Annotated in this window: 21 protein-coding genes; 9 read left to right on the top strand and 12 right to left on the bottom strand. The window is 74.8% G+C overall.

From position 1 onward, the window contains the following. Positions 1-46 precede the first annotated feature (46 nt). Entirely contained in the window at positions 47-442 is a 396-nt protein-coding gene (locus ACIQI7_RS16010) for a DUF742 domain-containing protein (RefSeq protein ID WP_387757785.1), read from the top strand. A 151-nt stretch (positions 443-593) separates the two neighbouring features. After that, positions 594-1,166 (top strand): GTP-binding protein, encoded by a 573-nt coding sequence (locus tag ACIQI7_RS16005; RefSeq protein WP_401110482.1) that lies wholly within the window; start codon positions 594-596, stop codon positions 1,164-1,166. 164 nt (positions 1,167-1,330) lie between these two features. On the opposite strand, the gene ACIQI7_RS16000 is transcribed toward ACIQI7_RS16005, so the two are convergent. Continuing rightward, complete coding sequence (locus ACIQI7_RS16000; RefSeq protein ID WP_401109831.1) at positions 1,331-1,702, bottom strand: hypothetical protein; 372 nt, start codon at positions 1,700-1,702, stop codon at positions 1,331-1,333. Between the two features lie 330 nt (positions 1,703-2,032). Between ACIQI7_RS16000 and ACIQI7_RS15995 the strand changes: the two genes are divergently transcribed. Both ACIQI7_RS15995 and ACIQI7_RS15990 read left to right on the top strand, forming a co-directional pair. Continuing rightward, positions 2,033-2,629, top strand: coding sequence for an RNA polymerase sigma factor (locus ACIQI7_RS15995; RefSeq protein ID WP_401109828.1), 597 nt, complete (start codon positions 2,033-2,035; stop codon positions 2,627-2,629). Positions 2,630-2,721: 92 nt separating this feature from the next. Then, positions 2,722-3,714 (top strand): hypothetical protein, encoded by a 993-nt coding sequence (locus ACIQI7_RS15990; protein WP_401109825.1) that lies wholly within the window; start codon positions 2,722-2,724, stop codon positions 3,712-3,714. A gap of 182 nt (positions 3,715-3,896) precedes the next feature. Here ACIQI7_RS15990 and ACIQI7_RS15985 read toward each other — a convergent pair whose 3' ends face one another. Further along, a complete protein-coding gene (locus ACIQI7_RS15985; RefSeq protein ID WP_401109822.1) occupies positions 3,897-5,321 on the bottom strand; it encodes a cation:dicarboxylate symporter family transporter in 1,425 nt (474 codons plus the stop codon). Positions 5,322-5,517: 196 nt separating this feature from the next. Here ACIQI7_RS15985 and ACIQI7_RS15980 point away from each other — a divergent pair, with 196 nt between their 5' ends. The 4 genes from ACIQI7_RS15980 (at position 5,518) to ACIQI7_RS15965 (ending at position 11,509) form a co-directional block, all read left to right on the top strand. Continuing rightward, a complete protein-coding gene (locus ACIQI7_RS15980; protein WP_401109819.1) occupies positions 5,518-7,626 on the top strand; it encodes an ATP-binding protein in 2,109 nt (702 codons plus the stop codon). Continuing rightward, positions 7,623-8,348 (top strand): response regulator, encoded by a 726-nt coding sequence (locus ACIQI7_RS15975; protein WP_401109816.1) that lies wholly within the window; start codon positions 7,623-7,625, stop codon positions 8,346-8,348. The genes ACIQI7_RS15980 and ACIQI7_RS15975 overlap by 4 nt, the downstream gene beginning before the upstream one ends. Before the next feature lie 168 nt (positions 8,349-8,516). Next, positions 8,517-9,998, top strand: a complete 1,482-nt coding sequence (locus tag ACIQI7_RS15970) for a diaminobutyrate--2-oxoglutarate transaminase (protein ID WP_401109813.1) — start codon at positions 8,517-8,519, stop codon at positions 9,996-9,998. Next, positions 9,995-11,509 carry a pyridoxal phosphate-dependent decarboxylase family protein gene (locus ACIQI7_RS15965; protein WP_401109810.1) on the top strand — a complete coding sequence of 505 codons (1,515 nt, stop codon included), beginning with the start codon at positions 9,995-9,997 and terminating at the stop codon, positions 11,507-11,509. The genes ACIQI7_RS15970 and ACIQI7_RS15965 overlap by 4 nt, the downstream gene beginning before the upstream one ends. 67 nt (positions 11,510-11,576) lie before the next feature. Here the strand turns inward: ACIQI7_RS15965 and ACIQI7_RS15960 are convergent, their stop codons facing one another. From ACIQI7_RS15960 to ACIQI7_RS15915, 10 genes are all read right to left on the bottom strand, one after another. Continuing rightward, positions 11,577-12,374, bottom strand: a complete 798-nt coding sequence (locus ACIQI7_RS15960; protein ID WP_401110480.1) for an inositol monophosphatase family protein — start codon at positions 12,372-12,374, stop codon at positions 11,577-11,579. Positions 12,375-12,587: 213 nt separating this feature from the next. Then, the gene (locus ACIQI7_RS15955) at positions 12,588-13,835 is read right to left on the bottom strand and encodes a type III PLP-dependent enzyme (RefSeq protein ID WP_401109807.1); all 1,248 of its coding nucleotides are present in this window, start codon (positions 13,833-13,835) and stop codon (positions 12,588-12,590) included. Then, positions 13,832-15,643 carry an IucA/IucC family protein gene (locus ACIQI7_RS15950; protein WP_401109804.1) on the bottom strand — a complete coding sequence of 604 codons (1,812 nt, stop codon included), beginning with the start codon at positions 15,641-15,643 and terminating at the stop codon, positions 13,832-13,834. The genes ACIQI7_RS15955 and ACIQI7_RS15950 overlap by 4 nt, the downstream gene beginning before the upstream one ends. Continuing rightward, positions 15,640-16,863 (bottom strand): MFS transporter, encoded by a 1,224-nt coding sequence (locus ACIQI7_RS15945; protein ID WP_401109802.1) that lies wholly within the window; start codon positions 16,861-16,863, stop codon positions 15,640-15,642. Before ACIQI7_RS15945 ends, ACIQI7_RS15950 begins: the two co-directional genes overlap by 4 nt. Beyond that, entirely contained in the window at positions 16,860-18,764 is a 1,905-nt protein-coding gene (locus ACIQI7_RS15940) for an IucA/IucC family protein (protein ID WP_401109799.1), read from the bottom strand. Before ACIQI7_RS15940 ends, ACIQI7_RS15945 begins: the two co-directional genes overlap by 4 nt. Then, on the bottom strand, positions 18,761-19,987 hold the full coding sequence (locus ACIQI7_RS15935) for an acetyl-CoA carboxylase biotin carboxylase subunit family protein (protein WP_401109796.1): 1,227 nt from the start codon (positions 19,985-19,987) through the stop codon (positions 18,761-18,763). The genes ACIQI7_RS15940 and ACIQI7_RS15935 overlap by 4 nt, the downstream gene beginning before the upstream one ends. Before the next feature lie 174 nt (positions 19,988-20,161). Continuing rightward, entirely contained in the window at positions 20,162-21,166 is a 1,005-nt protein-coding gene (locus ACIQI7_RS15930) for an ABC transporter substrate-binding protein (protein ID WP_401109793.1), read from the bottom strand. A gap of 71 nt (positions 21,167-21,237) precedes the next feature. After that, positions 21,238-22,182, bottom strand: coding sequence for an ABC transporter ATP-binding protein (locus ACIQI7_RS15925; protein WP_401109790.1), 945 nt, complete (start codon positions 22,180-22,182; stop codon positions 21,238-21,240). Further along, positions 22,182-23,216, bottom strand: a complete 1,035-nt coding sequence (locus tag ACIQI7_RS15920; protein ID WP_401109787.1) for a FecCD family ABC transporter permease — start codon at positions 23,214-23,216, stop codon at positions 22,182-22,184. Before ACIQI7_RS15920 ends, ACIQI7_RS15925 begins: the two co-directional genes overlap by 1 nt. Beyond that, positions 23,213-24,178, bottom strand: a complete 966-nt coding sequence (locus ACIQI7_RS15915; protein WP_401110477.1) for a FecCD family ABC transporter permease — start codon at positions 24,176-24,178, stop codon at positions 23,213-23,215. The genes ACIQI7_RS15920 and ACIQI7_RS15915 overlap by 4 nt, the downstream gene beginning before the upstream one ends. A gap of 240 nt (positions 24,179-24,418) precedes the next feature. Between ACIQI7_RS15915 and ACIQI7_RS15910 the strand changes: the two genes are divergently transcribed. Continuing rightward, positions 24,419-25,297 (top strand): (2Fe-2S)-binding protein, encoded by an 879-nt coding sequence (locus ACIQI7_RS15910; RefSeq protein WP_401109786.1) that lies wholly within the window; start codon positions 24,419-24,421, stop codon positions 25,295-25,297. Positions 25,298-25,304 lie beyond the last annotated feature (7 nt).

The raw sequence follows: 25,304 nt of genomic DNA, 5'->3' as shown, positions 1-25,304 counted from the left end.
TCCGGAGCACCCGAGGACCGAACCCGACGGGAGCCCCCGGAATCCGCTGGCCGCCGCCCACCGCGCCCGCTGGTACGACGACGAGGCCGGGCCGCTGGTCCGCCCGTACGCGATGACCCGGGGGCGCACCGGGGCCGGGGAGCAGCAGTTCGACCTGATCGCCGTGGTGGTCACGGAGCTGCCAGACCCGGCGCTCGTGCCGGACGCGCCCGAGCCGCCGGTCGGCCCGGAACAGGCGCGCATCCTCGCGCTGTGCCGGGGCACCCCGCTGTCCGTGGCCGAGTTGGCCGCCGACCTCGACCTGCCGGTGGGCGTCGTGCGGGTGCTGCTTGGTGACCTGCTGGCGGCCGGCCTCATCCGCGTCCGCCGTCCCGTCCCGCCCGCCCTGCTCCCCGACGAGCGCATCCTCCAGGAGGTCATCCGTGGACTCCGTGCACTCTGACCATCCGGCCGTACCGGCCGCACCGTCCGTTTCGCCCGTGCCGGCCGGGCCGTCCGGGCTGTCCGGGCTGTCCGGTCCGTCCGGTCCCTTCGGCCGGTCCGATCCGTACGGCGGGCCCGATCCGTTCGAGGACGAGGACCCCGACGGCACCGTGCTCGCGCTCAAGATCCTGGTGGCGGGCGGCTTCGGGGTCGGAAAGACGACGCTGGTCGGCGCGGTCAGCGAGATCCGCCCGCTGCGCACCGAGGAGCGGCTGACCGAGGCCGGGCGCGACGTGGACGACCTGGACGGCGTGGAGCGGAAGACCACCACCACGGTGGCGATGGACTTCGGCCGGATCACCATCCGCGAGGGACTGGCGGTCTACCTGTTCGGCACCCCCGGGCAGGACCGGTTCTGGTTCCTCTGGGACGAGCTCGCCCAGGGGGCGCTCGGCGCGGTGGTGCTCGCCGACACCCGTCGGCTGACCGACTGCTTTCCGGCCGTCGACTTCTTCGAGCACCGGGGCATCCCGTTCGTGGTCGCGGTGAACCGTTTCGCCGGGACGCGGGAGTTCGGCCCGGAGGAGGTCGCCCGCGCGCTCGACCTGGATGCCGGTACGCCCGTGCTGATGTGCGACGCGCGCCGCCGGGCCTCGGGCAAGGAGGTGCTGATCAACCTGGTCGAACATGCGGGCCGAGTGCATGCCGCCCGGCTGCTCGCGGACGCCTCGCCGGTGGGCTGATCCTGAGCCTGAGCCTGAGTCGGTGGCCCGGAGCCGGATGGCTGGGGCGGCGGCGGAGCGGCGGCCGAGGGGGCGACGGACGAACGACCTGCGACGGTCAGATGACAGCTGACAGATTTCGAAATCTGTCAGCTGTCATCTGTCATTCGTCGGCCGTCAACGGCTCAGCTGTGCCACTGGAAGACGACCCGGGTCCAGCGCGATCCGGGACAGTTGCCCCAGACCGCCCAGGCCTCCGGTCGCGCGCCGATCCACAGGCCGGTGCTGTGCGAACCGTCGGCGCAGTAGGTGATGGTGCGCAGCCGCCCGGAGTAGACGTTGCAGCGGCCCTCCCAGCGCCAGCCGTAGTTGGCGGTGATGACGCAGCGGTACGCGTCGGCCGCGACGGTGTTCCAGTCCTCGGTGGTCCCGGGGTCGACGGTCCGGCTCGGGGCCGTCGCCGCGGCGGCCGGCAGGGTACTGGTCCCGAGCACGCCGAGGGCAGCCGTGGCGGCCAGCCCGAACGTGGCGATCTTCCTGGCGATGCGACCTCGCATGTCGTTCTCCTTGCTCAGGGTTCCCGTCGGGCGGAGCGTCCCGACCGCCGGAATGTCCGCGCGGAGACGTGAAGTCCCGCTCCTCGCGCGGCTGGTGACGTGTTGCACACGAATGACTGCGCACAGTGAGACGACGAACTATGATGTGACCTGTGTCACAAGTCATTCGGTTGGTCCACGGCCCCGGCGGCCAGGGCGGGCCGGGTGCTCGGGGTGCCGATTTCCGGGGAGAGCGGCATGGTGAATCGCACTGGTCGAACGGCGGGCGGCGGGCGGGAAGCGGACCTCGGTCCGAGCGGGAGCGGTGGTCAATCGGCCGAATTCAACCGGGTGTTCACGGATCTACTGCCCAGACTCCAGCAGGCGGCGGCCTCCCTCGCCGGCGGACCGGCCGGCGCCGGGGACGTCGTCCACGACGCGTACCTCCGGATCGCCCGTCGGCCGGAACGCTTCCTCGGCCATCCGCAGCCGTACGCCTATGCGTTCACCACGATGGTCAACATCCTGCGCGACCAGTGGCGACGGGAGCGCCGGCGGGTGTCGATGTCCGAGGTGCCGGAGGCGGGTGACGCCGGCGAGCGGGATCCGGGGGCTTCCGATCCCCGGCTCGGCGGGATGGCCGAGTTGCAGGCGCGCTGGGAGGTGCTGCGGCTGCTGGGCTTCCTGACCGACAAGCAGGCCCGCGCGGTGGTACTGGTCGACCTCGACGGCTACAGCGTCGACGAGGCCGCCGAACTGCTCGGGCTGCACCGCAGCACACTGGCCGTCACCCGCCGACGTGCCCACGGGCGGCTGCGCGCCGTCGTCCAGCGGGAACGCGAACGGGAACGGGAGCGCGAACCCGAGCGTGAACGGGAATGCGTGCGTGAACGGGAATGTGAACGTGAACGGGAGTACGAACGGGGTCGGGCGCGCGAGCGGAGCTGAGGGCGCCGGTCCGGGTGCCCGACCGCCGCCTCGACGCACCGAACTGACGGCAAGTCAGCCGATGCGCCGCCCCGGCCCGTACTCTGCGAATCGTGATCACGCACGAGGACGGCCGCCTGCGCGCACTGGCCGAGGACGGCCGCTGGCCCGAACTGCTCGCCGCCTACCGGCAGGGCCGGGCGGCCGCCGTGGCGGAGGCGGGCGAAGAGGCCGCGGCGGCGCTGACGGCTCCGCTCGGCCACCTGATCGCGTACGCGGCGCCGCCCGAGCTGGCAGTCCGGCTGTTCGACGGCGACGGCGGCGCGGGGACGGCCGCCGGGGTGGCCGACCACGACGCCGGCCCGCTCTGGGAGGTGCTGGCGACCCGGCACTCCTGGCTGCGGCTGGCCCCGCTGCTCGGCCCGCCCCCGGTGCGACGGCTGGTCGCGCACACCCGGGCGCTGCTCGGTGAGGACCTCTCGTACGGGGCCGAGTCCGATCCGGAGGGTGTGCCGCTGCGCCTGGAGCCGTGGGAGGCGGCGGGCTGGGACGAGGGGGAGCGGGTGCGTGAGTACCTGCCGGGCGGGGGCGCGCGCAGCGCGGTGCTGACCCTGCCGGCCAGTCGCGAAGGCCTGGGCGAGGTGGAGCTGCCCCCGGCGGCGCGGCCGGACGGACGGCCGGACGGGCCGCGGGTCACCCGGGCGCTGACCGGGCTGGGTGCGCTCGCGCCGTGGGCGGAGACGGCCTGCGTCCGCGGCCAGGCCCCGGCCGCCGCCGCCCTGGTGGCCCGTGACCGGCGGGTGGTCGGCGGGTACCTGCCGTTCGCGCTCGCCTACCCGGCGCTGGTACGGGCCGCCGCCGTGGGCCGGGCGCAGGGCTGCGCGCACGGGAGGCTGGGCCTGTGGCGGGCACTGGCCGCGATGGCCGGGGCGGACGGTCCGGAGAGGGCGGAAGGGGTGGGCCGGGGCGAGGTGAACGCACTGGTGGCCCGGATGCGCTGCTTCACCTGGCAGGAGCCGTCGGCCGGACTGCACCATCTGCACGTCGCGCTGGAGGACCCGGCCAGCGGGGTGGCCTGGGTGGTCAGCGGCTCGCAGGAGCTGTGACGGGCCCGCCCGGGCCGGGAGTGCCGGTCGGGCGGAAGCGGGAGGCCCGTGGGCGCAGTGGGCGGGCAGCCGGCTGGAGCCGGGAGAGCTGGTCGGCCGGACAGCGAAGACCCCCGGTCCGGCGCCGTTTCCGGGGTTGGTGGAGGCGCCGGACCGGGGGAGTGCGGGGGCCGCTGTCGGGCTCAGGCGCCGACGGGGGCGGTGCCCTGGGCGGGGGCGGCCTCGGGGGCGGCGGCCCGGGAGTCGTCCGGCGCGGTAGCGGGATCGGCGGGTGCACCGTGGGCACCGTGGGCGTCGACCAGCGTCAGCTCGTCGAACGGCAGCTCGCCGGCCAGCACCCGCCGGGCACGCTCGGTGTCGAGCTCACCGGTCCAGTGCCCGATCAGCACGGTCGCGACGGCGTTGCCCGCGAAGTTGGTGAGCGCGCGGGCCTCCGACATGAAGCGGTCGATGCCGACGATCAGGCCGACGCCGTCCACCAGCGCGGGCTTGTGCGACTGGAGTCCGCCCGCGAGGGTGGCCAGTCCGGCGCCCGTGACCCCGGCCGCGCCCTTGCTCGCGATCACCATGAAGACCAGCAGCGAGATCTGCTCGCCGAGCGACATCGGCTTGTCCATCGCCTCGGAGATGAAGATCGAGGCCATGGTCAGGTAGATGGCGGTGCCGTCGAGGTTGAAGCTGTAGCCGGTCGGCACGGTGATGCCGACGACCGGCCGGCTGACGCCCAGGTGCTCCATCTTGGCGATCAGGCGGGGCAGCGCGCTCTCGGAGGAGGAGGCGGAGAGGATCAGCAGGAACTCGCGCCCGAGGTACTTCAGCAGCGTGAACACGTTGACGCCGGCGACCAGGCGCAGCAGCGCGCCCAGCACCACGACCACGAACAGCACGCAGGTGACGTAGAAGCCGATCATGATGACGGCCAGGCTCTTCAGCGCGGCGGTGCCGGTGGCCCCGACCACGGCGGCCATCGCCCCGAAGGCGCCGATCGGCGCGACCCACATGATCATCGACATGATCCGGAATACCAGCCGCTGCACGTGCTCGATCCCGCGCAGCACGGGCGCGCCGGCCGGCCCCATCGCCTGGAGCGCGAAGCCGGCGAGCAGGGCGACCAGCAGGGTCTGGAGCACCTTGCCCTGGGTGAGGGCGGAGAAGAGGGTCTCGGGGATCATCCCGAGCAGGAAGTCGGCGGTCGACTGGGCGCCGCCGGCGGCCGCCTGGGCGTGGCCGGACTTGGCGAGCGCGGCGGTCAGGTGCAGACCGCCACCGGGCTCCAGCAGGTTGCCGACGACCATGCCGATGGCCAGGGCGACGGTCGACATGGTCAGGAAGTAGCCGATGGCGAGGCCGCCGACCTTGCCGACCTTCGCGGCCTTGGTCACCGAGCCGATGCCCAGGACGATGGTGCAGAAGATCACCGGGCTGATCATCATCTTGATCAGGTTGACGAAGCCCGTGCCGACCGGCTTCAGCTCCACGGCGACACCGGGGGCCGCCAGACCGACCACCACACCGGCGACCACCGCGGCGATCACGGCGATGTAGAGGTAGTGCGTCCGGTCCTTGCGTCTGGGGCGCGCCGCCACGGCGGCTTCATCGATCGACATCTGCGGCTCCCTTGCCGTGCGGTCCTGGTAGCCCCGGGGGGTGGGCCGCTCCGACTATGGGGCCCCGGAGTGACGGAGGTCACGTTTGCGTTCATAGAGTTCACGAACGGTACGGGCGCCGGGATGCCCGGTGCGTGCCGGGTGGGGGCCGGCCGGGCCCTGGGACCGTCGGCGGGCGTGGTGCACACTGGCAGGCATGTCCGAGCGCCCCGCCTCCACCGCCCCGCGCCGCCGCTCGCACCGGCCGACGGGTCGCGGGCCGCGGCGGCTGCCTCAGCGCCTCGCCCGGCGCCTCTGCCGGCGTCTGGCCCGGCCACTGGCCTGGTGCCTGGCCTGGTGCCTGGCCCGGTGCCTGTCCAGCCGCGTGCCGCGGCGCCTGGTCCGATGCCTGCCCCGGCGGCTGGTCCGGAGCCTGGCCGGGCAGCTGTTCGTCGTCCAGGTGGTGATCGTCGCCGCCGTGGTCGCCGGGGGCGCGGTGCTCGCGTACCTCTTCACCGCCGAGCGCACCGAGGACGCCGCCCGTCGCCAGGTCACCTCGGTCGCGCACGCCGTCGCGGACTCGCCGTCCGTCCGGGCCGCCGTCGGCGGGCCGGACCCGACCGCGGTGCTCCAGCCGTACGTCGAACAGGTGCGGGCCGACGCCGGGGTCTCCTTCATCACCGTCATGGACACCGACGGTGTGCGCTGGACCCACCCGCTGCCCGAACAGATCGGCCGGACCTACCTCGGGCACATCGACTGGGCGCTCGCCGGGCAGATCCGCAGCGAGACGTACACCGGCACGCTCGGCCCGTCCGTACGGGTGGTCGCCCCGGTGCGGGACGAGCGGCACCGGGTGGTCGCACTGGTCAGCGTGGGCCTCACGGTGGAGTCGATCTCCGAGCAGCTGAGCGGTCCGCTGCTCGCCCTGGTCGGGGTGGCGGTGGCCGCGCTCGCGGCCGGCGGCGTCGGCACCTACCTCGCCAACTCCCGGCTGCGGCGGCACACCCACGGGATGGGGCCGGACGAGCTGAGCCACCTCTACGAGTACCACCAGGCCACCCTGCACGCGGTGCGCGAGGGGCTGGTCCTGCTGGACCGCTCGCACCGGGTGGTGCTGTGCAACGACGCCGCCCGTGAACTGCTCGGCCTGGCAGGCGCGGTGGAAGGCCGGCCGGTGGTGGAGCTGGGCCTGCCGGAGGCGCTGGTGACGGCCGTGCTGGGGGCGGAACCGGTCCGGGACGAGGTGCACCTGACCGCCGAGCGGGTCGTGGTGCTGAACACCTCCACCATCGGCACCGGCACCGGTCTCGGTCGGGTGGTCACCCTCCGGGACCACACCGAACTCCAAGCCCTCAGCGGTGAGTTGGACTCGGTGCGAGGTTTCACCGACGCGCTCGGCGCACAGGCGCACGAGGCCGCCAACCGCCTGCACGCGGTGGTGTCGCTGATCGAACTCGGCCGCCACGAACAGGCGGTGGAGTTCGCCACCGCCGAGCTGGCGCTCGCCCAGCAGCTCACCGACCGGGTGGTCGCGGCGGTCGGCGAGCCGGTGCTGGCCGCGCTGCTGCTCGGCAAGGCGGCCCAAGCCGCCGAACGGGGCGTGGAGTTGACCCTCACCGAGGACAGCCGGATCGACGACGGGGTGCTGCCGCCCGGGCTCTCCGCCCGGGACCTGATCACCGTGCTCGGCAACCTGATCGACAACGCCGTGGACGCGGCCATCGCCGGTGCGGCCGAGAGCCCCGTCCCGCCGGAGGTCACCGTCACCGCACGGATCGCCGACGGTCGGGACTGCGGCGTCCGGGGCGGCGGTGTCCGGGGCGACGTCGCTCGGGACGACAGCTCTCAGGACCGCGACGGTCGGAGCGGCGGCGAAGGCGAAGGCGGCCGAGGCGGCGGGGGAAACCAAGGCGACAGCGGCGGTGAGGGTGCGGGGGCGGTCGGCGACTGCCTGCTGCTGCGGGTCGCCGACACCGGCGCGGGGATCGACCCGGCCGCGGTCGAGGACGTGTTCCGGCGCGGCTGGAGCACCAAGCAGGACGGCCGCGGGCACGGGCTCGGGTTGGCCCTGGTGGCCCAGACCGCCAGGCGCAACGGCGGCACCGTCGAGGTCGGACGGGAGCGCGGCGCGGTGCTCACGGTGCGGCTGCCGCTGGCCGGACGGCCGGCAGGCCGGATCGGTGGCCCGGGCGGCCCGGGCGGGCCGCCCGGCGGGCCCGGGGGATCGACCGGAGGGCCGAGGGCGTCCACCGGCCGGTCCAGGGAGGCCGCCGGCCGGTTCGGCGAGGCCGACGGCCGGGAGCAGGAAGGGGCCCTGGTGTGAGCGGTGCCGCCGACACCGCCGGCGCGGGGATCTCCGTCCTGGTGGTCGAGGACGACCCGGTGGCCGCCGCCGCGCACACCCTGTACGTCCGGCGCGAGCCCGGCTTCCACGCCGTGGGGACGGTCCACAGCTGCGCCGACGCCCTGCGCTTCCTGGACCGGGCCCGCGCCGCCGGGAAGCCCGTCGACCTGGTCCTGCTCGACCTCTACCTCCCGGACGGCCACGGGCTCCAGCTCTGCCGCACGCTGCGCGCGGCCGGCCACGGCGCCGACGTCATCGCGGTGACCTCCGCCCGCGATCTCGCCATGGTCCGGCAGGCGGTCTCCGCGGGTGTCGTGCAGTACCTGCTGAAACCGTTCAGCGCGGCCGCCCTGCACGACCGCCTGGAGCGCTACGCCCGCTACCGCGACAGCCTCGGGCGCACCGGCGAGGCGACCGGGCAGGAGGAGGTGGACCAGGCGTTCGCCCTGCTCCGCACACCGGAGCGCAGCACCCTGCCCAAGGGGTTGTCCGCGCCCACCCTGGACACCGTCGCCTCGGTGCTGCGGGAGTCGCCCACCGGGCTGTCGGCGGCGGCCGCGGGCGCCGCCGCCGGGGTCTCCCGGATCACCGCGCGGCGCTACCTGGAGCACCTGGTGGAGACCGGGTCCGCGGTGCGGGAGCCGCAGTACGGGAGCGTCGGGCGGCCGGAGCTCTGCTACCGGTGGCGGGGCCGGGTCTGACGGTCGGCGCGCGGGGCCGTCGGCCCTCCTGCGTGACCTTTCCGCGCGGCGCTCGTTGGAGGAGCCGGGGGCGGTTCACTCACTCGGGTGGTTCTGGGGGCCCGAGGGCATTCCGCCAGGTCAAGGGCAGTAAAGTTAGGCTTACCTAACTTCCCCTGGGGGTTTCCCGTGTCACTCGCTGCCGTACCCGTCCAGGCCGCCTCCGGAGCCCCGGCCGCCGGTGAAGCCATCCTGCGCCGTCAGCGCGTCCGCGAGTCCGCCGCCAGAACGTACGCCCGCTCCTTTCCGATCGTCCCGGTCCGCGCCCACGGCATGACCGTCGAGGGCGCCGACGGGCGGCGCTACCTGGACTGCCTCTCCGGCGCCGGCACGCTCGCCCTCGGCCACAACCACCCGGTGGTGCTGGAGGCGATCCGCCGCACCCTCGACAGCGGCGCCCCGCTGCACCTGCTCGACCTCGCCACCGCCGAGAAGGACGACTTCACCAGCGCGCTGTTCGAGAGCCTGCCCGCCGAGTTCGCCGACCGCGCCCGGGTGCACTTCTGCGGACCGGCAGGGACGGACGCCGTCGAGGCCGCGCTCAAGCTGATGCAGACCGCCACCGGCCGCTCCGGCGCGCTCGCCTTCACCGGCGCCTACCACGGCATGACCGCCGGCGCCCTCGCGCTCACCGGCAACGTCGCCGTCAAGGAGCCGCTGCCGAGCGGCGGCGAGGTCGCCCGGCTGCCCTACCCGTACGGCTACCGCTGCCCGTTCGGCATCGGCGGCGAGGCGGGCACCGACCTCGCCGCGACCTACGTGGAACGGCTGCTGGACGACCCCTCGGGCGGTGTGGTGGCACCCGCCGCGATGATCCTGGAAGCCGTCCAGGGCGAGGGCGGCGTCGTCCCCGCACCCGACGGCTGGCTGCGCGCGATGCGCCGGATCACCGCCGAACGCGGCATCCCGCTGATCGTCGACGAGGTGCAGACCGGAGTCGGCCGCACCGGCGCGATGTGGGCGATCGAGCACAGCGGCATCGTCCCGGACGCCATGGTCCTGTCCAAGGCCATCGGCGGCAGCCTGCCGCTCGCCGTCGTCGTCTACCGGGAGGACTACGACGGCTGGCGGCCCGGCGCCCACACCGGCACCTTCCGCGGCAACACCCTCGCCATGGCCGCCGGGGCCGCGACGCTGCGCCACGTCGCGGCGAACGGGCTGGCCGAGCGGGCCGCCGTGGTCGGCGACCGGATGGCCGCCCGGCTGCGCGAACTCGCCGTCGAACTGCCGGTGATCGGCGACGTGCGCGGCCGAGGGCTGATGCTCGGGGTCGAACTGGTCGACCAGGCGGCCGAACCGGACGCGTGCGGCGCCCGGCCGGCCGACCCGGCGCTCGCGGTACGGGTCCGGGAGGCGTGCCTGGCGCGGGGACTGATCGTCGAACTCGGCGGGCGCCACGACGCGGTGCTGCGGCTGCTCCCGCCGCTCACCATCACGGACGAGCAGGTGGCGGCGGTACTGGAACGGTTGGCGGAGGCGATCGCGGCGGCTTCCACGAGCCGTCCGGCGGGCGATTCGGCGCGCCGTCCCGCGGGCGCGTCGGCGCACGGTCCGGCGGGTGGACCCGCGCACCGTCCGGCAGGGGCGCCGACGGGGCGGGGGCAGCGGTGAGCGGGCCCGGATCCGGCCCCGGCGGGCTGCCCGGCGACGGCGCCGCGACGGACGCCCTGGCAGGCGGCGCCGCCGGGCCGGGCGCGCTCGCGCCACTGCTGGCCACCGTCCTCGACTCGCTGGAGGCGGGCACCGCCATGCGCTCCGGACCGCTCCCGGCGGGCAGCCCGGCCGAGATCGCCGCACTCGTCGACGACGCGCTGGCCGCCGCCGACGGGCCGGGCGCGCTCGCCCGGCTCACCGAACTCCTCGCCTACGGGGCAGCCGACCCCGCCGACCCGGCCTGCGCCGCCCACCTGCACTGCCCGCCGCTCGCCGTCGCCGCCGCGGCGGACCTCGCGGTCAGCGCCCTCAACCCCTCCCAGGACTCCTGGGACCAGGCCCCCGCCGCCACCGCCCTGGAGAGCGCCCTGCTCGTCGAGATCGCCGGGCTGGTCGGCTACGACCCGCAGCGCTCCGCCGGCGTCCTCACCTCCGGCGGCACCGAGTCCAACCTCATGGGGCTCATGCTGGCGCGCGACCAGAAGCTCGACGGCATCGTGGAGTTGGACGGCGTCCCGGCCGGCGTCCGCCCGTGCATCCTCGCCTCCGAGGCCGCACACTTCTCCGTCCAGCGCTCCGCCGCCCTGCTCGGCCTCGGCGAGCGGGCCGTCATCCCCGTCCCGGTCGACCGCGGACTGCGGATGCGGGAGGCCGAACTGGAACGGGCGATGGCCGAGGCCAGCTGGGCCGGACGGACCCCGATCGCCGTGGTCGCCACCGCCGGCACCACCGACACCGGAGCCGTCGACCCGCTGAACGCCGCCGCCGACCTCGCCGGCCGCTACGGCGCCTGGCTGCACGTGGACGCCGCGTACGGCGGCGGGGCGCTGCTCTCCGACCGGCTCGCCCCGCTGCTCGACGGCATCGCCCGCGCCGACTCGGTCTCCCTCGACTGGCACAAGCTCGGCTGGCAGCCCGCCGCGGCCGGGGTCTTCCTGGTGCGCCGCGCCGAGACCTACGTCTCGCTCGCCCGCCGCGCCGAGTACCTCAACCCCATCGACGACGAGCAGGCCGGCTACCCCAGCCTGCTCGGCCGCTCGCTGCGCACCACCCGCCGGGCCGACGCCTTCAAACTCGCCGTCACCCTGCGCACCCTCGGCCGCGACGGCCTCGGCCGGCTGGTCGACACCTGCCACGACCTCGCCCGCGCCGCCGCCGACGCCGTGCGCGCCGATCCGGCGCTCGAACTCCACACCGAGCCCGTGCTCACCGCCGTGCTCTTCCGCTACCGGCCGCCCGGTGTGACGGACGAGGCGGCGCTGGACGAGCTGAACGGCCAGCTGCGGCGGCTGCTGCTGCGCACCGGCCGGGCGGTGGTCGGGCGCACCGAACTCCCGGGCGACGGCCCGGGGCGGGTCCGGCTGAAGCTCACCCTGCTGAACCCCCACACGACGGTGGGGGAGATCGGCGCGCTGCTGCGGGAGGTCGTGGGCGCCGGCCGCAAGGTGGCGGGCGAACGGGCGGGGTAGGGCCGCAGGTCGGCCCCTCGGGCCGTCGGGCGGGCCGACCGGCCCGGTCGACCCGACGGGTCCGGGGTCAGTCGTCCAGGAGGATCGACCGGGTGAGCTCCCAGGTGTCGGGGTCGGCGGCGACCAGGAGTCCGTCCGCGCAGCCGGGGGCCTCCGGGCGGTACGGGGTGCCGTCCGGGCGGGCGGAGACGCCGCCGGCCTCGGTGACCAGGAGGGAGCCGGGGGCGTGGTCCCAGGGCAGGGTGCGCCAGTAGAGGATGAAGTCGAAGCGGCCCTCGACGACGTCCGGGTACTCGATCCCGGCGGCGTGCCGGCCGGGGGAGATGTCGCCGAAGGCCGCGGTGTTGGCCTGGAGCCGGCGGCGGTGGTCGGCGTCGAGGTAGCGGCTCTTCACCGAGCCGCGCAGCTGCGCGACGTCCTTCGGTGCCGGCGGGCGGGTCAGGCGGACTCCGTCGCGCCAGGCGCCGGAGCCCAGTTCGGCGCAGTAGGTGGTGGCGGTGGCGGGCTGCCAGATCCAGGAGGCGACGGTCCGGCCGGAGCGGACCAGGGAGCACATCACGGCGTACTCGGGTCTGCCGGCGACGAAGTTGGCGGTGCCGTCCACCGGGTCGACCAGCCAGGCGGCGGGCTCGTCGTGGAGGGCCAGGGCGAGGGAGGGGTCGGCGGCGACGGCCTCCTCGCCGACCACGGGGACGGGCAGCAGCTCGTGCAGTCGGCGGGCGATGATCGCCTCGGCCTCGCGGTCGGCGACCGTCACGACCTCACCGGGGGCCTTCTCCATCACCTCGCCGGCGGCCAGCGCCCGGAAGCGCGGTTCCACCACCTCGGCCGACGCCTCGGCGAGTATCTCCGCCACCTTGTCCATTAGCACGTTCGCGCTCCCTTCGCTGCCTACCACTCTCCCACGAGTGGCGGAAGGGGGCGGTGGTGGGCCGGGGGCGCGCGATACCCAGCCGACAGCCGACAGCCGACAGATGACAGCTGACAGATGACAGCCGACAGGAAACAGCTAACAGATGACAGATGACAGATTTCGAACTCTGTCATCTGTCACCCATCGGCCGTCTGCGGCCGCCCGTCACTCCTCCGCCGGGTTCGGCCCGTCGCCGTCCAGGTAGTGGAAGCCCGGACGAGGGTGCATCAGGAACTCGTGGTGCGAGATGTTCCACGCGTACGCGCCCGCCATCGCGAACAGCACGCGGTCGCCCGATCGCAGGCCGTCCGCGCCCTCGGCGGCGTGGGCGAGCACGTCCTTCGGCGTGCAGAGCTGCCCGGCCAGGGTGGCGCGGCCGGTGGTGACGGCGGGGCGCGGCCACGGGTGCGGCCAGGCGCCCACCGGGAGCACCGCGAAGGGCTGGGAGTGCCCGCGGGTCGCGGGCGTGCGCAGGTGGTGGGTGCCGCCGCGGACCACCGCGAAGTCCTCGCCGTGGCTCGCCTTCACGTCCAGCACCTCGGTCGCGTACCAGCCGCAGTAGGCGGTCAGTGCCCGGCCCGGCTCGATCCGCAGGGTCAGCCCCGGGTGGGCGTCGAGCAGCTTCGCCAGACCCTCGCCGAAGGCGGTCCAGTCGAAGCGGGCGGACGGGTCCGCGTAGTCCACGGCCATCCCGCCGCCGATGTTGACCTCGGTCAGCGGGAAGCCGTGCCGCTCGGCCAGCGCGGCCGACCAGGCGACGATCCGGTCGGCGACCGACAGCTGCTCCGCCGCCGCGAGCCCGCTGGCCAGGTGGGCGTGCACGCCGCGCAGCCGCAGCTGCCGCCCCAGCGGAGCGCCCTCGGCGAGCAGTCGGACGCACTCCTCGGCCCGGTCCGGGTCCAGCCCGAACGGCGTCGGACGGCCGCCCATGGCGAGCGGCACCGCGTCGAGCGCCTCGGTCTCGACGGCCAGATTGACCCGAAGCAGCACGTCCACGACGGTGTCCGGCCGGTCCGCGAGGACGGCGGCCAGCCGGTGCAGCTCCTGCTCGCTCTCGACGTGCCAGCGGTGCACCCCGGCGTCCACCGCCGCGGTGATCTCGGCCGGGGTCTTGCCAGGGCCGCCGAAGGCCAGCGGCGCGTCCGGCACGGCGGCCCGGACGTGGGCCAACTCACCGCCGCTGGACACCTCGTAGCCGTCCACCGCCGCGCGCAGCGCGGTCAGCAGCGGCGCCTCCGGGTTGGCCTTGGCGGCGTAGTACAGCTCCACCCGCTCGGGCAGCGCGGCCCGGACGGCGGCGGCGTGCTCCCGCAGCGCGGCCAAGTCGTAGACGTAGGCCGGAAGTTCGTCGGGCGCGAGGCCGGCGGCGAGGCGGTGGACGGCCTCGGTCGGCCGGAGGGTCTCGGTCGTCATCGGGCGGTGCTCCCGGCGGGAAGGCGGACGGGCGAACGGACGGGCATGCGGGCGGCCTCGGCGAGGACCGAGCCGGCCAGCGGGGAGGGCAGCCGGACGTAACCGGCCTCGCGGTCGGCCTTGCGCTCCCAGCGGGTCAGCAGGTTGGCCTTGGCGGGCAGCGGGACGCCGGCGAGCAGTGCGCGCAGCCGGGGCGGGCAGCCGTGCGCGGCGGCGTACTCCTCCAGGGCGTCCCGGACGGCCTGCCAGAGCGCGCACTCCAGCTCGGGGTGCAGGTCGGCGAGCGCGGCGAGCAGCTCGGCGACGTGGTTGACCAGCAGGCAGTAGACCACCCGGTCCCAGCCGCGCTCCGCGTCGTAGGTCATCGGGCCGGCCACCTCGGGCGGGAGTGCGGCGAGGATGCCGGCGTTCTGCTCGGGGACGAGCTTGGTGCCCTCCAGGTCGCGGAAGAGCACCTGGACGGGGTGCCCGGCCGGGTCCACGCCGATCAGCACGTTCTGCAGGTGCGGTTCGAGCACCACGCCGTGGTCGAAGTAGGCGGCCAGGACCGGCGGGACGAGCAGCCGCAGATAGGCGCGCCACCAGTCGAGCGCCGCCGCGCCGTCCGAACCACCGTCCAGCAGCCGGGAGATGTGGGCGGAGCTGGTCGGGTGCTCGTCGGCGACGGCGGCCGCGAGCAGCGGGGTGACCCCGGGCCGCAGCACGCCGCCGAAGCCCTCCCGGACGATCAGGCCGAAGCCCTCGAACAGCTCCCGGTCGGGGTGTCCGTCGGCGCCGGGCAGGGCGAGGGTGCGGAAGGCCGGTTCGCGCAGCATGGCCGAGTCGGGGAAGCGCCGGGCGAGGTCGGCCAGGGCCGGGGCGAGCAGCCGGGTGAGCGCGACGGCGCCGGTGAGCTCGTAGGCGGCGTTCTTGCGCAGGCAGTTGGTGATGCGGACGTTCAGGCTGAACTTGAGGAAGGCGTCGGCGCCGTGCAGGGTGCGCACCGAGGCGGTGGCGGTGAAGCGCTCGCCGCGCGGGCCGAGGTCGAGGATGTCGCCCCGGGCCAGGGCGGCGCGCAACAGCGGGTGGTCGCCGATGAGCTGGTACTGCCAGGGGTGGGCGGGCAGCAGTCGGTAGCCGTCCGGCACCTCGCCGAGACCGTCCAGCAGGGCGGTCACGCTCCCGTCCAGCGACTCCTCGGCCAGCAGGTCGGAGCGGACGGCGAGGTGGCGCAGCGGGAAGGCGGCGCGGGACTCGGGGGCGTAGCTGCGCCAGTCACCGCGGGCCGCGGAGCGGGACTTGGGGGCCGGGTGGAAGCGGTGGCCGAACAGCAGTGCCTGCTCGGACTCCAGGTAGCGGTCGGCCCCGGCGGCCGGTCGGCCGTCCAGGACCTGGCGGACGCCGTGGTGGCTGGACGCGACCTGGTCGAGGAACTCCTCGTTCACCGTGCCGGTCCGCAGTTCCAGTTCGTGCTGGACGTACTCGGCCAGCTCCGACCAGCCCAACTCGGACCAGTGGCCGTCCCGTTCGACCTCGACCGGCCCGGTGAAGCGGTGCGCGCCGAGCAGCGAGGTGCGGCGCAGGGCGACCCGCAGCAGGGCGCCGCGGCGCGGCAGGCGCAGCAGCAGCCGGCCCTCGTCGGCGGCGGTCTGGTGCTCGGGGGCGGAGACCTCGCGCAGCAGGCAGTTCAGCAGCGTGTGGACCACCGCCTCGTCGGCGGAGGGCAGTTCGTCGGTTCCGCCCGGTCGGTTGCCGGAATCGAGGGGCCGGCCGGTGGTGTCGCGGGGTTCGTCGGTCCTGGGCGAGTGGGTGGACTGCTCGGGGGTCATCGGCGACTCCAGCGCTGGCGGAGGGACGGAAGGGTGAGGGTGGTGGCCGCGACGGCGGCCAGCAGGGCGGCGGCGGTTCCGGCCACCACGGGGGCGGCGGCGCCGAACCGCCCGTTGGCCAGCGCGGCGACGGCGCCGGCGGCGACGGCGCCGCCCTTGGAGACGAGTTCGAGGGTGCCGAACATCCGCCCGGGCTGGCGCCCCTGGGCGGCTCCGGCGGCGAGCACGGCGAGGCAGACCAGCCCCAGCGTGAGCCCGGCCCCGAGCAGCAGCCGGACGGCGATGAACACGGGCAGCGAGTACGCCACCGCGTGCCCGGCCAGGCCGAGTGCGACGAAGCCGAAGCCGAGCGCGATGCCGGTGTGCGGGCGGGAGTGGAACACGGTGTGGGTACGGGCGGCGAACACCAGGTAGCACAGGTGTGGCAGGGCGAACAGCACGCCCGTCGTGGTGCCGTCCACGCCGGGCAGGCGCTGCTCGGCGAGGGCGATCAGGTAGGGGAAGGAGATGACCGTCGCGAAGACGAAGGCGAACTCGAAGGCGTAGAGCGGCAGCAGCGACACCGTGGCGGTCCGCTCGGCAGGCCGGCCGTCGGCGGCCGTAGCGGCCTCGGGACGCTCCGGCTCGGGCAGCAGGGAGAGGAACACCGCCGCGGCGAGCGGGAGTACGGCCATCACCAGGTACTGGCGGTGCGGGTCGATCCACGGGGAGAGCGCCCCGACCAGGATCGGCGCCGCCACCAGCGCCGCCCGCGCGCTTCCCTGCATCAGGGTGAGGGCTCGGGAGAGCCGGGGGCCGTCGAGTGCGGCGGCCAGGTAGCCGTTGGTGGCGGCGAAGGTGCCGCCGAGGAAGCCCTGGAGGACCAGCGCGAGGGTGAACGCGGTCAGGCTGTCGGCGGCCCCGGCCAGCAGGAAGGAGACGGTGAGCCCGAGTTGGGCGCGCAGCAGCAGGCGCTTGCGGCCGAACCGGTCGGCCAGTCGGCCCCACAGCGGTGCGCCGAGTGCGCTGAACACCGTCGGGACGATGTACAGCACACCGGCCCAGCGGGCCTCCTGGTCGCCGAGCGCGGGCAGGATCGCGGTCAGGTAGGGCGGCAGGCCGAGCGCGGCGAAGGAGGCGACGAAGTAGCAGGCCGCGACGGCGTGCACCTGGCGCCGGCCGAGGCCGCCGGAGCGGTCGGCCGAGGGCTGCGACTGCTGCGGCAGGGTCTCCACGCTCACCGGGCGGTCCCGTCCGTGCGCCGCTGGCCGTGCGGGTGGTCCGACGGGTGGTCGAAGGCGGGCTTGCCCGGCTGCTCGCGCAGGTAGTTGGGCCCGCTGGTGTAGTGCTTGTTGATGTCGGCGGCACCCGAGCGCTGCTTGCTCAGCAGTGTGCCGGCGGTGACCATGGCCTTGACCGGCAGCCGTTCGGCGTCCAGCAGCGCGGCCCGCAGCGGGTCGCCCGCCGGGCCGAGCCGCTCCACGGCCTCCGCGGTGCGCTTGCGCAACAGGGCCAGGGTGTCCGCGAGTTCGGCCCGGCCGTGGTCGGCGAGACCGAAGGCGAGAGCGGCGGTGCACAGGTGGCCGGTGATGGTGGCGAACAGGTCGGTGAGCGGCCGGTCGTCCTCGCCGAATATCCGCGCGTCGTCGAACTCCTCGCGGGCGGGCGCGAGTTCGCCGAGCGAGGCGGTCATCCGGGTGGTGTGCACGCGCGGTCCGTCGTCGTCCTTGTAGAGCAGCCGCAGGCCGTCCCGGTCGAGCACCAGGGAGGTGTTCTGCTGGTGCGACTCCAGGGCGACGCCATGGCCGAACAGCGTGGTCTGCCAGTCGAGCAGCAGCTCCAGCAGGGCGTCGTAGCAGGCCAGGACGTCGCCGCCGTAGTAGCGGTCGGCGAGGTGGTCGACGACCAGCCGGCCGCCGGGCGCGGGGGCCAGCAGGGCTGCCAGCGGGACGGTCGAGGCCTGCTCCAGCCCGGCCGGGTAGCGGCGCAGCAGGACGGCCAGCAGCTCGTGTCCGGCGTGCGCCCAGGTCTGCTCGTCGGCGTGCAGGACACGGTCGGCGAAGCGCGGTTCGCGCGCCAGCACGGCCTCGACCAACCGCTGGCCGGCGGCGCCGTCGAGCAGCGTGCCGGGCTTGATGGTGCGGCGGTTGAGGCGGCCCAGGGTGGCGGTGGCGAGCGGGAGCTTGAGGTGGCAGGCGGGGTCGTCGGCGACGGCGACGGTGCGCATGGACAGGGTCGGCACGACGGTCAGGTACGGCCGCTCGGCGAGTACCGCGCGGCCGGCCAGACCGGTGGCGGCCAGCGCCTCGTCCAGGGGTGCGCCGACGGTGAGCGGGTGGACCGGCAGGGTGGCCCAGCCCTCGCCGGGGCACTGGTCGGCGAGGCCCAGCCAGGCCGGGGTGGGCCACCAGCTCGGCAGTGGACGGTCCCCGTGGACGGTCAGCGCGCCGGCCGGCACGGCCAGCCAGCGCAGCTCGAAGGGAGAGTGGAACTCCGGCGCGTAAGCGCGCAGTTGGGGCTCGGTGAGACCGGAGCGGCCGCGCGCGGTGGGGTAGACCGGGTGGTCGAGGTAGGCGGCCAGGGCGTCGTGGCCGAGGGCGGCGGCGAGGCCGGTCCAGTCGGCTGGGTCCGCGCCGTACAGGTCGGCGAGCCGCTCGTGCACCTCGGGGCGGACCCGCTCGTGCAGCTCCATGGTGGCGAGGGTCTGCCGGCACTCCTCGGCGAAGGCCGCCCAGCCGGGCCGGTCCTCGGGCTCGGCCGACTCGGCGAGCGCCGTGACGACGGTGTCCGGGCCGGTGAGCCGCCGACCGGCCAGCTCCAGCAGCGGCAGCCGGGCCGCGTACTCCGACTGGAAGCCCTCCGGCTGTACGGGCAGGGCGAGTCGAAGCTCGGGAACGGTCAGCCAGCGGCCGTCGGCGCGGTCCTCGACGGTGCCGCGGGTGCGCAGACCGAGGACGTCCTCGCGCAGCAGGGCGGAGAGCACGCGCAGGGTGAGCTGGTCGGCCGCGGCCGCGGCCGCGGCAGACGGCCGCGCGGCGGTGGTGGCGGTGGTGGCCGCCTGCCCGGTGGTGGTGAGGGGCTGCTCGGCGGGACCCGCCGGGCGGGCCGCGGTCGCGGCCGTGGTCCGGTCTCCGACGGTCATGGGGTGATCTCCCAGCGGTTGGCGGCGAGGAAACGGGCGGCGGCGGCGTCCACCGCGTCCTGGTCGGCGCCGATCGTCCAGACGACGCCCAGGTAGTCGCGGTTGGTGCGGTAGTGCTCGTGGCGCTCGCCGAGCGGGCGCAGCGGGCGGTAGGCGAGCCGGACGCCGTCGCGCTCCTCGTCGTACGGGCCGGGAGCGGCGGTGAGGACGCCGGCCCGGTCGGCGCAGACCACCTCGTTGCGGGCCCGGCGGGGGGTCGCGGCGCACCGCTCGGCGAGGTCGGCAGGCAGGTCGCGGCCCAGGTGGACCCCGAGGATCAGCTCGAACAGGGGTATGTCGAGGATCTCGGCCAGCATCAGGTCGCACTGGTCGCCGAGGGCGCGGTAGTTGACCTCGATGATGCGGGCGCGGCCGTCCGGCTGGACGACGAACTCGGTGTGGCAGACGCCGAATCCGACGCCGAGCGCGTCGAGTTGGGCGAGCACCTGGTCGACCACGGGCCGCGGGTGGGCCGGGACGAAGGTGAGCACCTCCTCGATGAAGTCCGGCGGTGGGGAGAGCCGGGTGCGGAAGCCGCCGAGGACGTGCCGTCGGCGGCCGTCGCCGAGGGTCTCCAGGGTGCACAGCTGCCCGGCCAGGAACTCCTCGACCACCAGGGTGGCGCCGGCTCTGCGGTGCTGGATCTCCTTGCAGCGCTGGGCGAGTTCGGCGGCGTCGGCGACCAGGGTGACGTCCTCGCTGGCCACGCCCTCGCGGGGCTTGACCACGCACGGGAACGGCACGTTCAGCTCGGCCGGGTCCTGGCCGAGGGCCAGCTCGGCGGAGCGGACGGTGTCCAGGCCGGTCAGCGCGAGGTGGCGGCGCAGCTGGCCCTTGTCCTTGGCGCGCAGCGCGGCCTTCCAGTCCTTGGCCGGGAGGCCGAAGTACTCGGCGGCCAGCGCGGTCTGGGTCTGGAGGTGGTCGCTGTTGCTGAACACCGCGTCGGGCGCGTGGTCCGGGGCGGCGAGGGCGAGGCGGGAGACGAGGCTGATGACGGCGCGGAAGTCGCGGACGTCGCACTCCAGGACCTCGGGTGCGGGGAAGGCCAGCTCGGCGTAGGCCCGTCGGTGGGCGTCGGCGCCGTCGGTGAGGACGGTGACGTCGAGCCCGAGCCGGGCGGCGGCGGGCAGGAAGCCGGAGGTGACGGAGTCGGTGGGGTTGAGCGCGAGCAGGTAGAGCCGCATGGAGGGTCCTCGGAGGGTGGCGGAGGAGGAAGGGGGAACAGATGACAGCGGACAACTTTCGAAATCTGTCATCTGAAATCCGTCGGCTGAAAGCCGTCGTCTGTCGTCTGTCATCGGTCGTCCGTCGTCGGCCGTCCGATGGCTGTCATCTGTTCGCCCCCCGGCTGTCGACGGTTACTTGGGCGCTTCCACGCCCGCGGCCTTGGCGATGTCGCCGAGCATCGCGTCGGCGGCCTGGACGCCGATGCCGGACATCCAGGTCTCGTCCGGGACGTTGAACACTTTGTTGTTCTTGACGGCGTTCAGGCCCTGCCAGACCGGGGTCTGCTGGACCTCGCTCTCCTTGGTCTTGCTCGGGTCGTCGGCCGTGGTGACGAACACCAGGTCCGCGTCGGCCTGGTTGATCTGCTCGGCGCTGACCTCGACGATGTTCTGCTCCACGTCCTGCGAGGCCGGTCGGGCCAGGCCGACGTCCTTGAGCACCACGCCGCTGTAGGAGGACTTGGCGTACAGGCGGGTCGGGCCGGCCACGAAGCGGACCACCGAGGCCGTCGGCATGGTCCCGTTGTTCTTCGCCTTGATCGCCTCGCCGAGCTTCTTCGCCCGCGCCTCGTAGTCGGCGAGCGCCTTCTTGGCGTCGTCCTCCTTGCCGAGCGCCTGGGCGTACAGCGCGAGGTTCTCCTTCCACGGGAAGCCCGTGGTCTCGGCCAGCACGGTCGGGGCGATCGCGTTCAGCTGGTCGTACACCTTGGCGTGGCGGACCTTGGAGGAGAGGATCAGGTCGGGCTTGAGGGAGGCGATCAGCTCCAGGTTCGGCTCGTTCATCGGGCCGACGTCCTTGGTGTCCTTGATCTTGTCCTTGAGGTAGTTCGGGAACCCGCCCTCGGTCTTCATGTGCGGGGACACCGCGCCGACCGGCGTGATGCCGAGCAGCGTGACGTCGTCCAGCTCGCCGCTGTCCAGGACCACGACGCGCTTGGGCTGGCTCTTGATCTGGGCCGTCCCGGCGGCGTGCTTGACGCTGCGCGGGAATCCGGCGGCGGTGGCGGCCGAGGCGGAGGAAGCGGACGACGCGGAGTCGCCGCCCGACTTGGCGCCGTCCCCGTTGCTGCCGCAGGCGGCGAGCAGGGTGGTCGAGAGGGCAGCGGCGAGGACGGCGACAGGGAGTCGGCGATTCATCGGGGTTCCTTGGATCGGGTCGAACGGGGGGACGGGATGGGGGAGTTCGGCAGTCGGTGAGGGCGGTGAGGTCACGAGCCGGACGGGGTGGCGCCGCCGCGTCGGCGCGCCCGCGGCACGACCAGCGGCGTGCCGGTCTCCGGGTCGGGCACGACCCGGCACGGCACCTGGAAGACGCTCTCCACCAGGTCCGCCGTCAGCACCTCCGACGGCGGCCCGGCGGCCGCGAGCCGGCCATCCTTGAGCACGACCAGGTGGTCGGCGTACCGGGCGGCCTGCCCGAGGTCGTGCAGCACCATCACGACGGTGCGCCCGGCCTCGGCGTGCAGGTCGGCGACCAGGTCGAGGACGTCCAGCTGGTGGCGCAGGTCCAGGAAGGTGGTCGGCTCGTCCAGCAGCAGCAGGTCGGTCTCCTGGGCGAGTGCGAGCGCGATCCAGACCCGCTGGCGCTGCCCGCCGGAGAGCCGGTCCACCTGGCGGTCGCGCAGCTCGGCGGTGCCGGTGCGCTCCAGCGCCTCCTCGACCGCGGCCTGGTCCGCCTTGGACCACGGGCTGAGCATCCGCTGGTGCGGGTAGCGCCCGAGCCGCACCAGCGCCTCGACGGTGACGGCCTCCGGGGTGACGGGCTGCTGCGGCAGCAGGCCCATCCGCTTGGCGAGCGCCCGGGCGGGCATCCGGTGGATGTCGGAGCCGTCCAGGGTGACCGTCCCGACGGCCGGGTCGAGCAGCCGGACCAGTCCGCGCAGCAGCGTGGACTTGCCGCAGGCGTTCGGCCCGACGATCGCGGTGACGGCGTTGCCGGGCAGTTCGAGGTCGAGCCCGTCCACGATGGTCCGGTCGCCGTAGCGCAGGCCGAGGCCCCGGGTGGCGAGCCGGTTCGCGGCGGCACCGGTGGCAGCGCCCGCCGCCGTACCGGTAGTCGTACCGGCAGCCGGGCCGGAGACCGCGGCGGTCCCGATTGCCTCGGTGGCCCCGGCCGCCCCGGGGGTCCCGGTGGTCGTCTCGACGGAGGTCATCAGCTGCTCCTCTGGGGAAGCCGGCCCTGGCGGATCATCAGCACCAGGAGCCAGGGCGCGCCGAGGGTGGCGGTGACGGCACCGACCGGCAGGCCGTGGACGGGGATCACGTGCAGCACGAGGAGGTCGGCGGAGAGCAGCAGCACGGCGCCGGTGAGCGCGGTGAGGCCGAGCGTGCCGAGGGTGGGCGGCCCGGCGAGCAGCCGGACCAGGTGCGGGACGGCGAGCGCGACGAACGCGACCGGCCCGGTGAGCGCGGCGGCCAGGGAGGCCAGCGTGATGGTGAGCAGCAGCAGCCAGAGCCGGTCCCGGGCCGGGTTGAGGCCGAGGCCGCCGGCCGAGTCGTCGCCGAGGTCGAGCACCGCGACCCGCCGCTGGCAGAGCAGCAGGGCGGCGATGGTCAGCGCGATGGCGGTGCCGCCGATCCACACCTCCGTCCAGTTGCGGCCGTAGAGCGAGCCGGTGGTCCACTGGAGCGCGGAGGAGGCCAGTTCGGCCGGGAACCGTACGATCATCAGGTTCACGGCCGCGGCCAGGCCCTGCTGGACCGCCAGGCCGACCAGCACCAGCCGGGTGACGGCCATCTTGGAGCGCCAGGCGAAGCCGCCGAGCAGCAGCGCCGCGAGCAGCCCGCCACCGACCGCGGCCAGCGGGATCAGCTGCTGGGAGGCGCCGGCGGCGAGCATCAGCGTCGCGCCGAAGGAGGCGCCGCCGGTGATGCCGATGGTGTCGGGGGCGGCCAGCGGGTTGCGGAACAGCCGCTGGAGCATCGAGCCGGCCACCGCCAGCCCGGCGCCCGCGATCAGCGCCGAGACCACCCGGGGCGCCCGGAACTGCTGCACCACCAGGACGTCCCCGGGCTCGCCCTGGCCGACCAGGGCGCGCAGCGCGTCCCAGGCGGAGATGCTGAGCCGTCCGGTGCCGAGCGCGATCCCGGTCAGCAGCACCAGCAGCGCGGCGGCCACCAGCGACCAGACGGCGGTACGGGTCCGGCGGCGGGCGAGGGCCCGCACGGGCAGGGCGATCGTGCTCACTTGGCCACCTTCCGGGCCAGCACCGCGAGCAGCGGCGCACCGAGGAACGCGGTGACGATGCCGACCTCGATCTCGGACGGGCGGACCACCAGCCGGCCGAGCACGTCGGCGGTGAGCAGCAGCACCGGGCCGGTGACCAGGCATCCGGGCAGCAGCCAGCGGTGGTCGTTGCCAAGCAGCGGACGGACCAGGTGCGGCGCGGCCAGTCCGATGAACGCCACCGGTCCGGCGACGGCGACCGCGCCGCCCGCGAGCAGTACGACGGCCAGTCCGCCGACCACCCGGATCCGGGCCACCGGCACGCCCAGCGCCTGCGCGGTCTCGTCGCCGAGCGCCAGCGCGTTCAGCGCGGGCGCGATGGCGAGCGCGCCGACCAGGCCGAGCACGAGGAAGGGCAGGACGGGGGTGAGGGTGTCCAGGTGCCGCCCGGCGATCGAGCCGGCCAGCCAGAACCGGGCCTCGTCCAGGGTGCGGTGACTGGCCAGCATCAGCGAGGAGGTCCAGGAGGTGAGCACCACGGTGAGCACGGTGCCGCCGAGCGCCAGCCGGACCGGGTCGAGGTCTCCACCGCGCCGGGACATCGCGTACGCGGCGACGGCGGCGACGGCCGCGCCGGCGAAGGCGAACCAGACGTACTCGACGGTCCGGGAGAGGTCCAGCGTGTAGATCGCGGCGACCACGAAGAGGCTCGCCCCGGCGTTGATGCCGAGGGTGATCGGGGAGGCCAGCGGGTTGCGGGTGACGCCCTGGGCGACCGCCCCGGCGACGCCGAGCGCGGCGCCGACCGCCAGTCCGATCAGCGTGCGTGGGACCCGAAGGCCCGTCACCACATCGGCGTCACCGCCGTGGGCGGCACCGGTGAGGGCGTCGATCACGGTGGAGAGCGGGATGGATCGGGAGCCCAGCGCAAGGCTCAGGGCGGCACACAGCACGAGCGCGCACGCGCCGGCGAGCAGCGGCAGGGGCTGCCGGATCGCCGGGGAGCGGGGCGGCGCCGGGGCTGTGGGGGCCGGCGGGTCGGTTCTCAGCACGAAGAGACATCTTAGGTTAGGTTTACCTAAACTCGTCAAGCTTTTGGTCGGTTCGACCGATTGGACCGATGAACCGACCGGTGGGGCCGCGGTGGTCGCCGGGCGCCGTGATGCATTGTAAGGTGAGCCTCACCTTAATCGATCATGCAGAATCGATCTACGGGAGTGTCAATGGTTCCCGGAACACCCCTGTCCGTCGCGCACTGCGGGGCTGCCGCGTCCGTCACGGCCCCCGCGCCGGCGGGGCCCGCCGCGGACTGCCTGCCCGGCGGGCCCGCCGCGTCCTCGGCGCTGGTCGCCGACTACCGGCGGCTGCTGGAGCTGTGCCCGGTGCTGGAGCTGCGTCTGCTCGACGCCGCCGAGCCCGACCCGTGCGCCGCCGACGGCTGGTACTCCGGAGCCGAACTCGCCACCGACGAACGGGCACTGGCCGCCGTCCTGGCCGGCGAGGAGGCCCGCATCGCCGACGAGCACGGCCGCGCCCCCCGACCGCACGTCACCGCCTCCCGGCTGCTCCACCACTACGCCTGGTCGGCCTGCCTGCTGATCGCCGGCCCCTGGCACCTCGGCCGCCGGGTCCCCGCCGTCGACCCCGGCGACCTCTGGCTGCACGCCCCCACCGGCGACCTCGCGCTGCGCCCGCGCGGGCACGTCACCCTGCCCGGCGACGACGAACTGCGCGCCGAACTGCGGACGGCCGTGGTCGCGCACCTAGCACCGGTGCTCACCGCGTTCGCCGGGCCCACCCGACGCCGCGACCGCGCGCTCTGGGGCATGGTGACGGACGACCTGACCTCCGCCATCTGGTACCTCGGCCGGATGCTCGGTGAGGAGGACGCCTCCGTCGCCGCCGCCGAGTCCGTCCTGCCCGGCGGCACCCTGCCGCTCCCCGGCGGCGCCGACTTCCGCCGCCTGCGCACCCCCGACGGGCGCGCCCACCACACCCGCACCCGGCTCGGCTGCTGCCTCTACTACGCGGTCGGGCCGGCGGCGACCGCCTGCCTGACCTGCCCGCGGACCTCCGACGAGGAGCGGCTGCGACGGCTCTGACGGCTCT

Source organism: Kitasatospora sp. NPDC092039 (assembly GCF_044756065.1).
GTDB lineage: Bacteria > Actinomycetota > Actinomycetes > Streptomycetales > Streptomycetaceae > Kitasatospora.
This window is presented reverse-complemented; position numbering and strand designations above follow the sequence as displayed.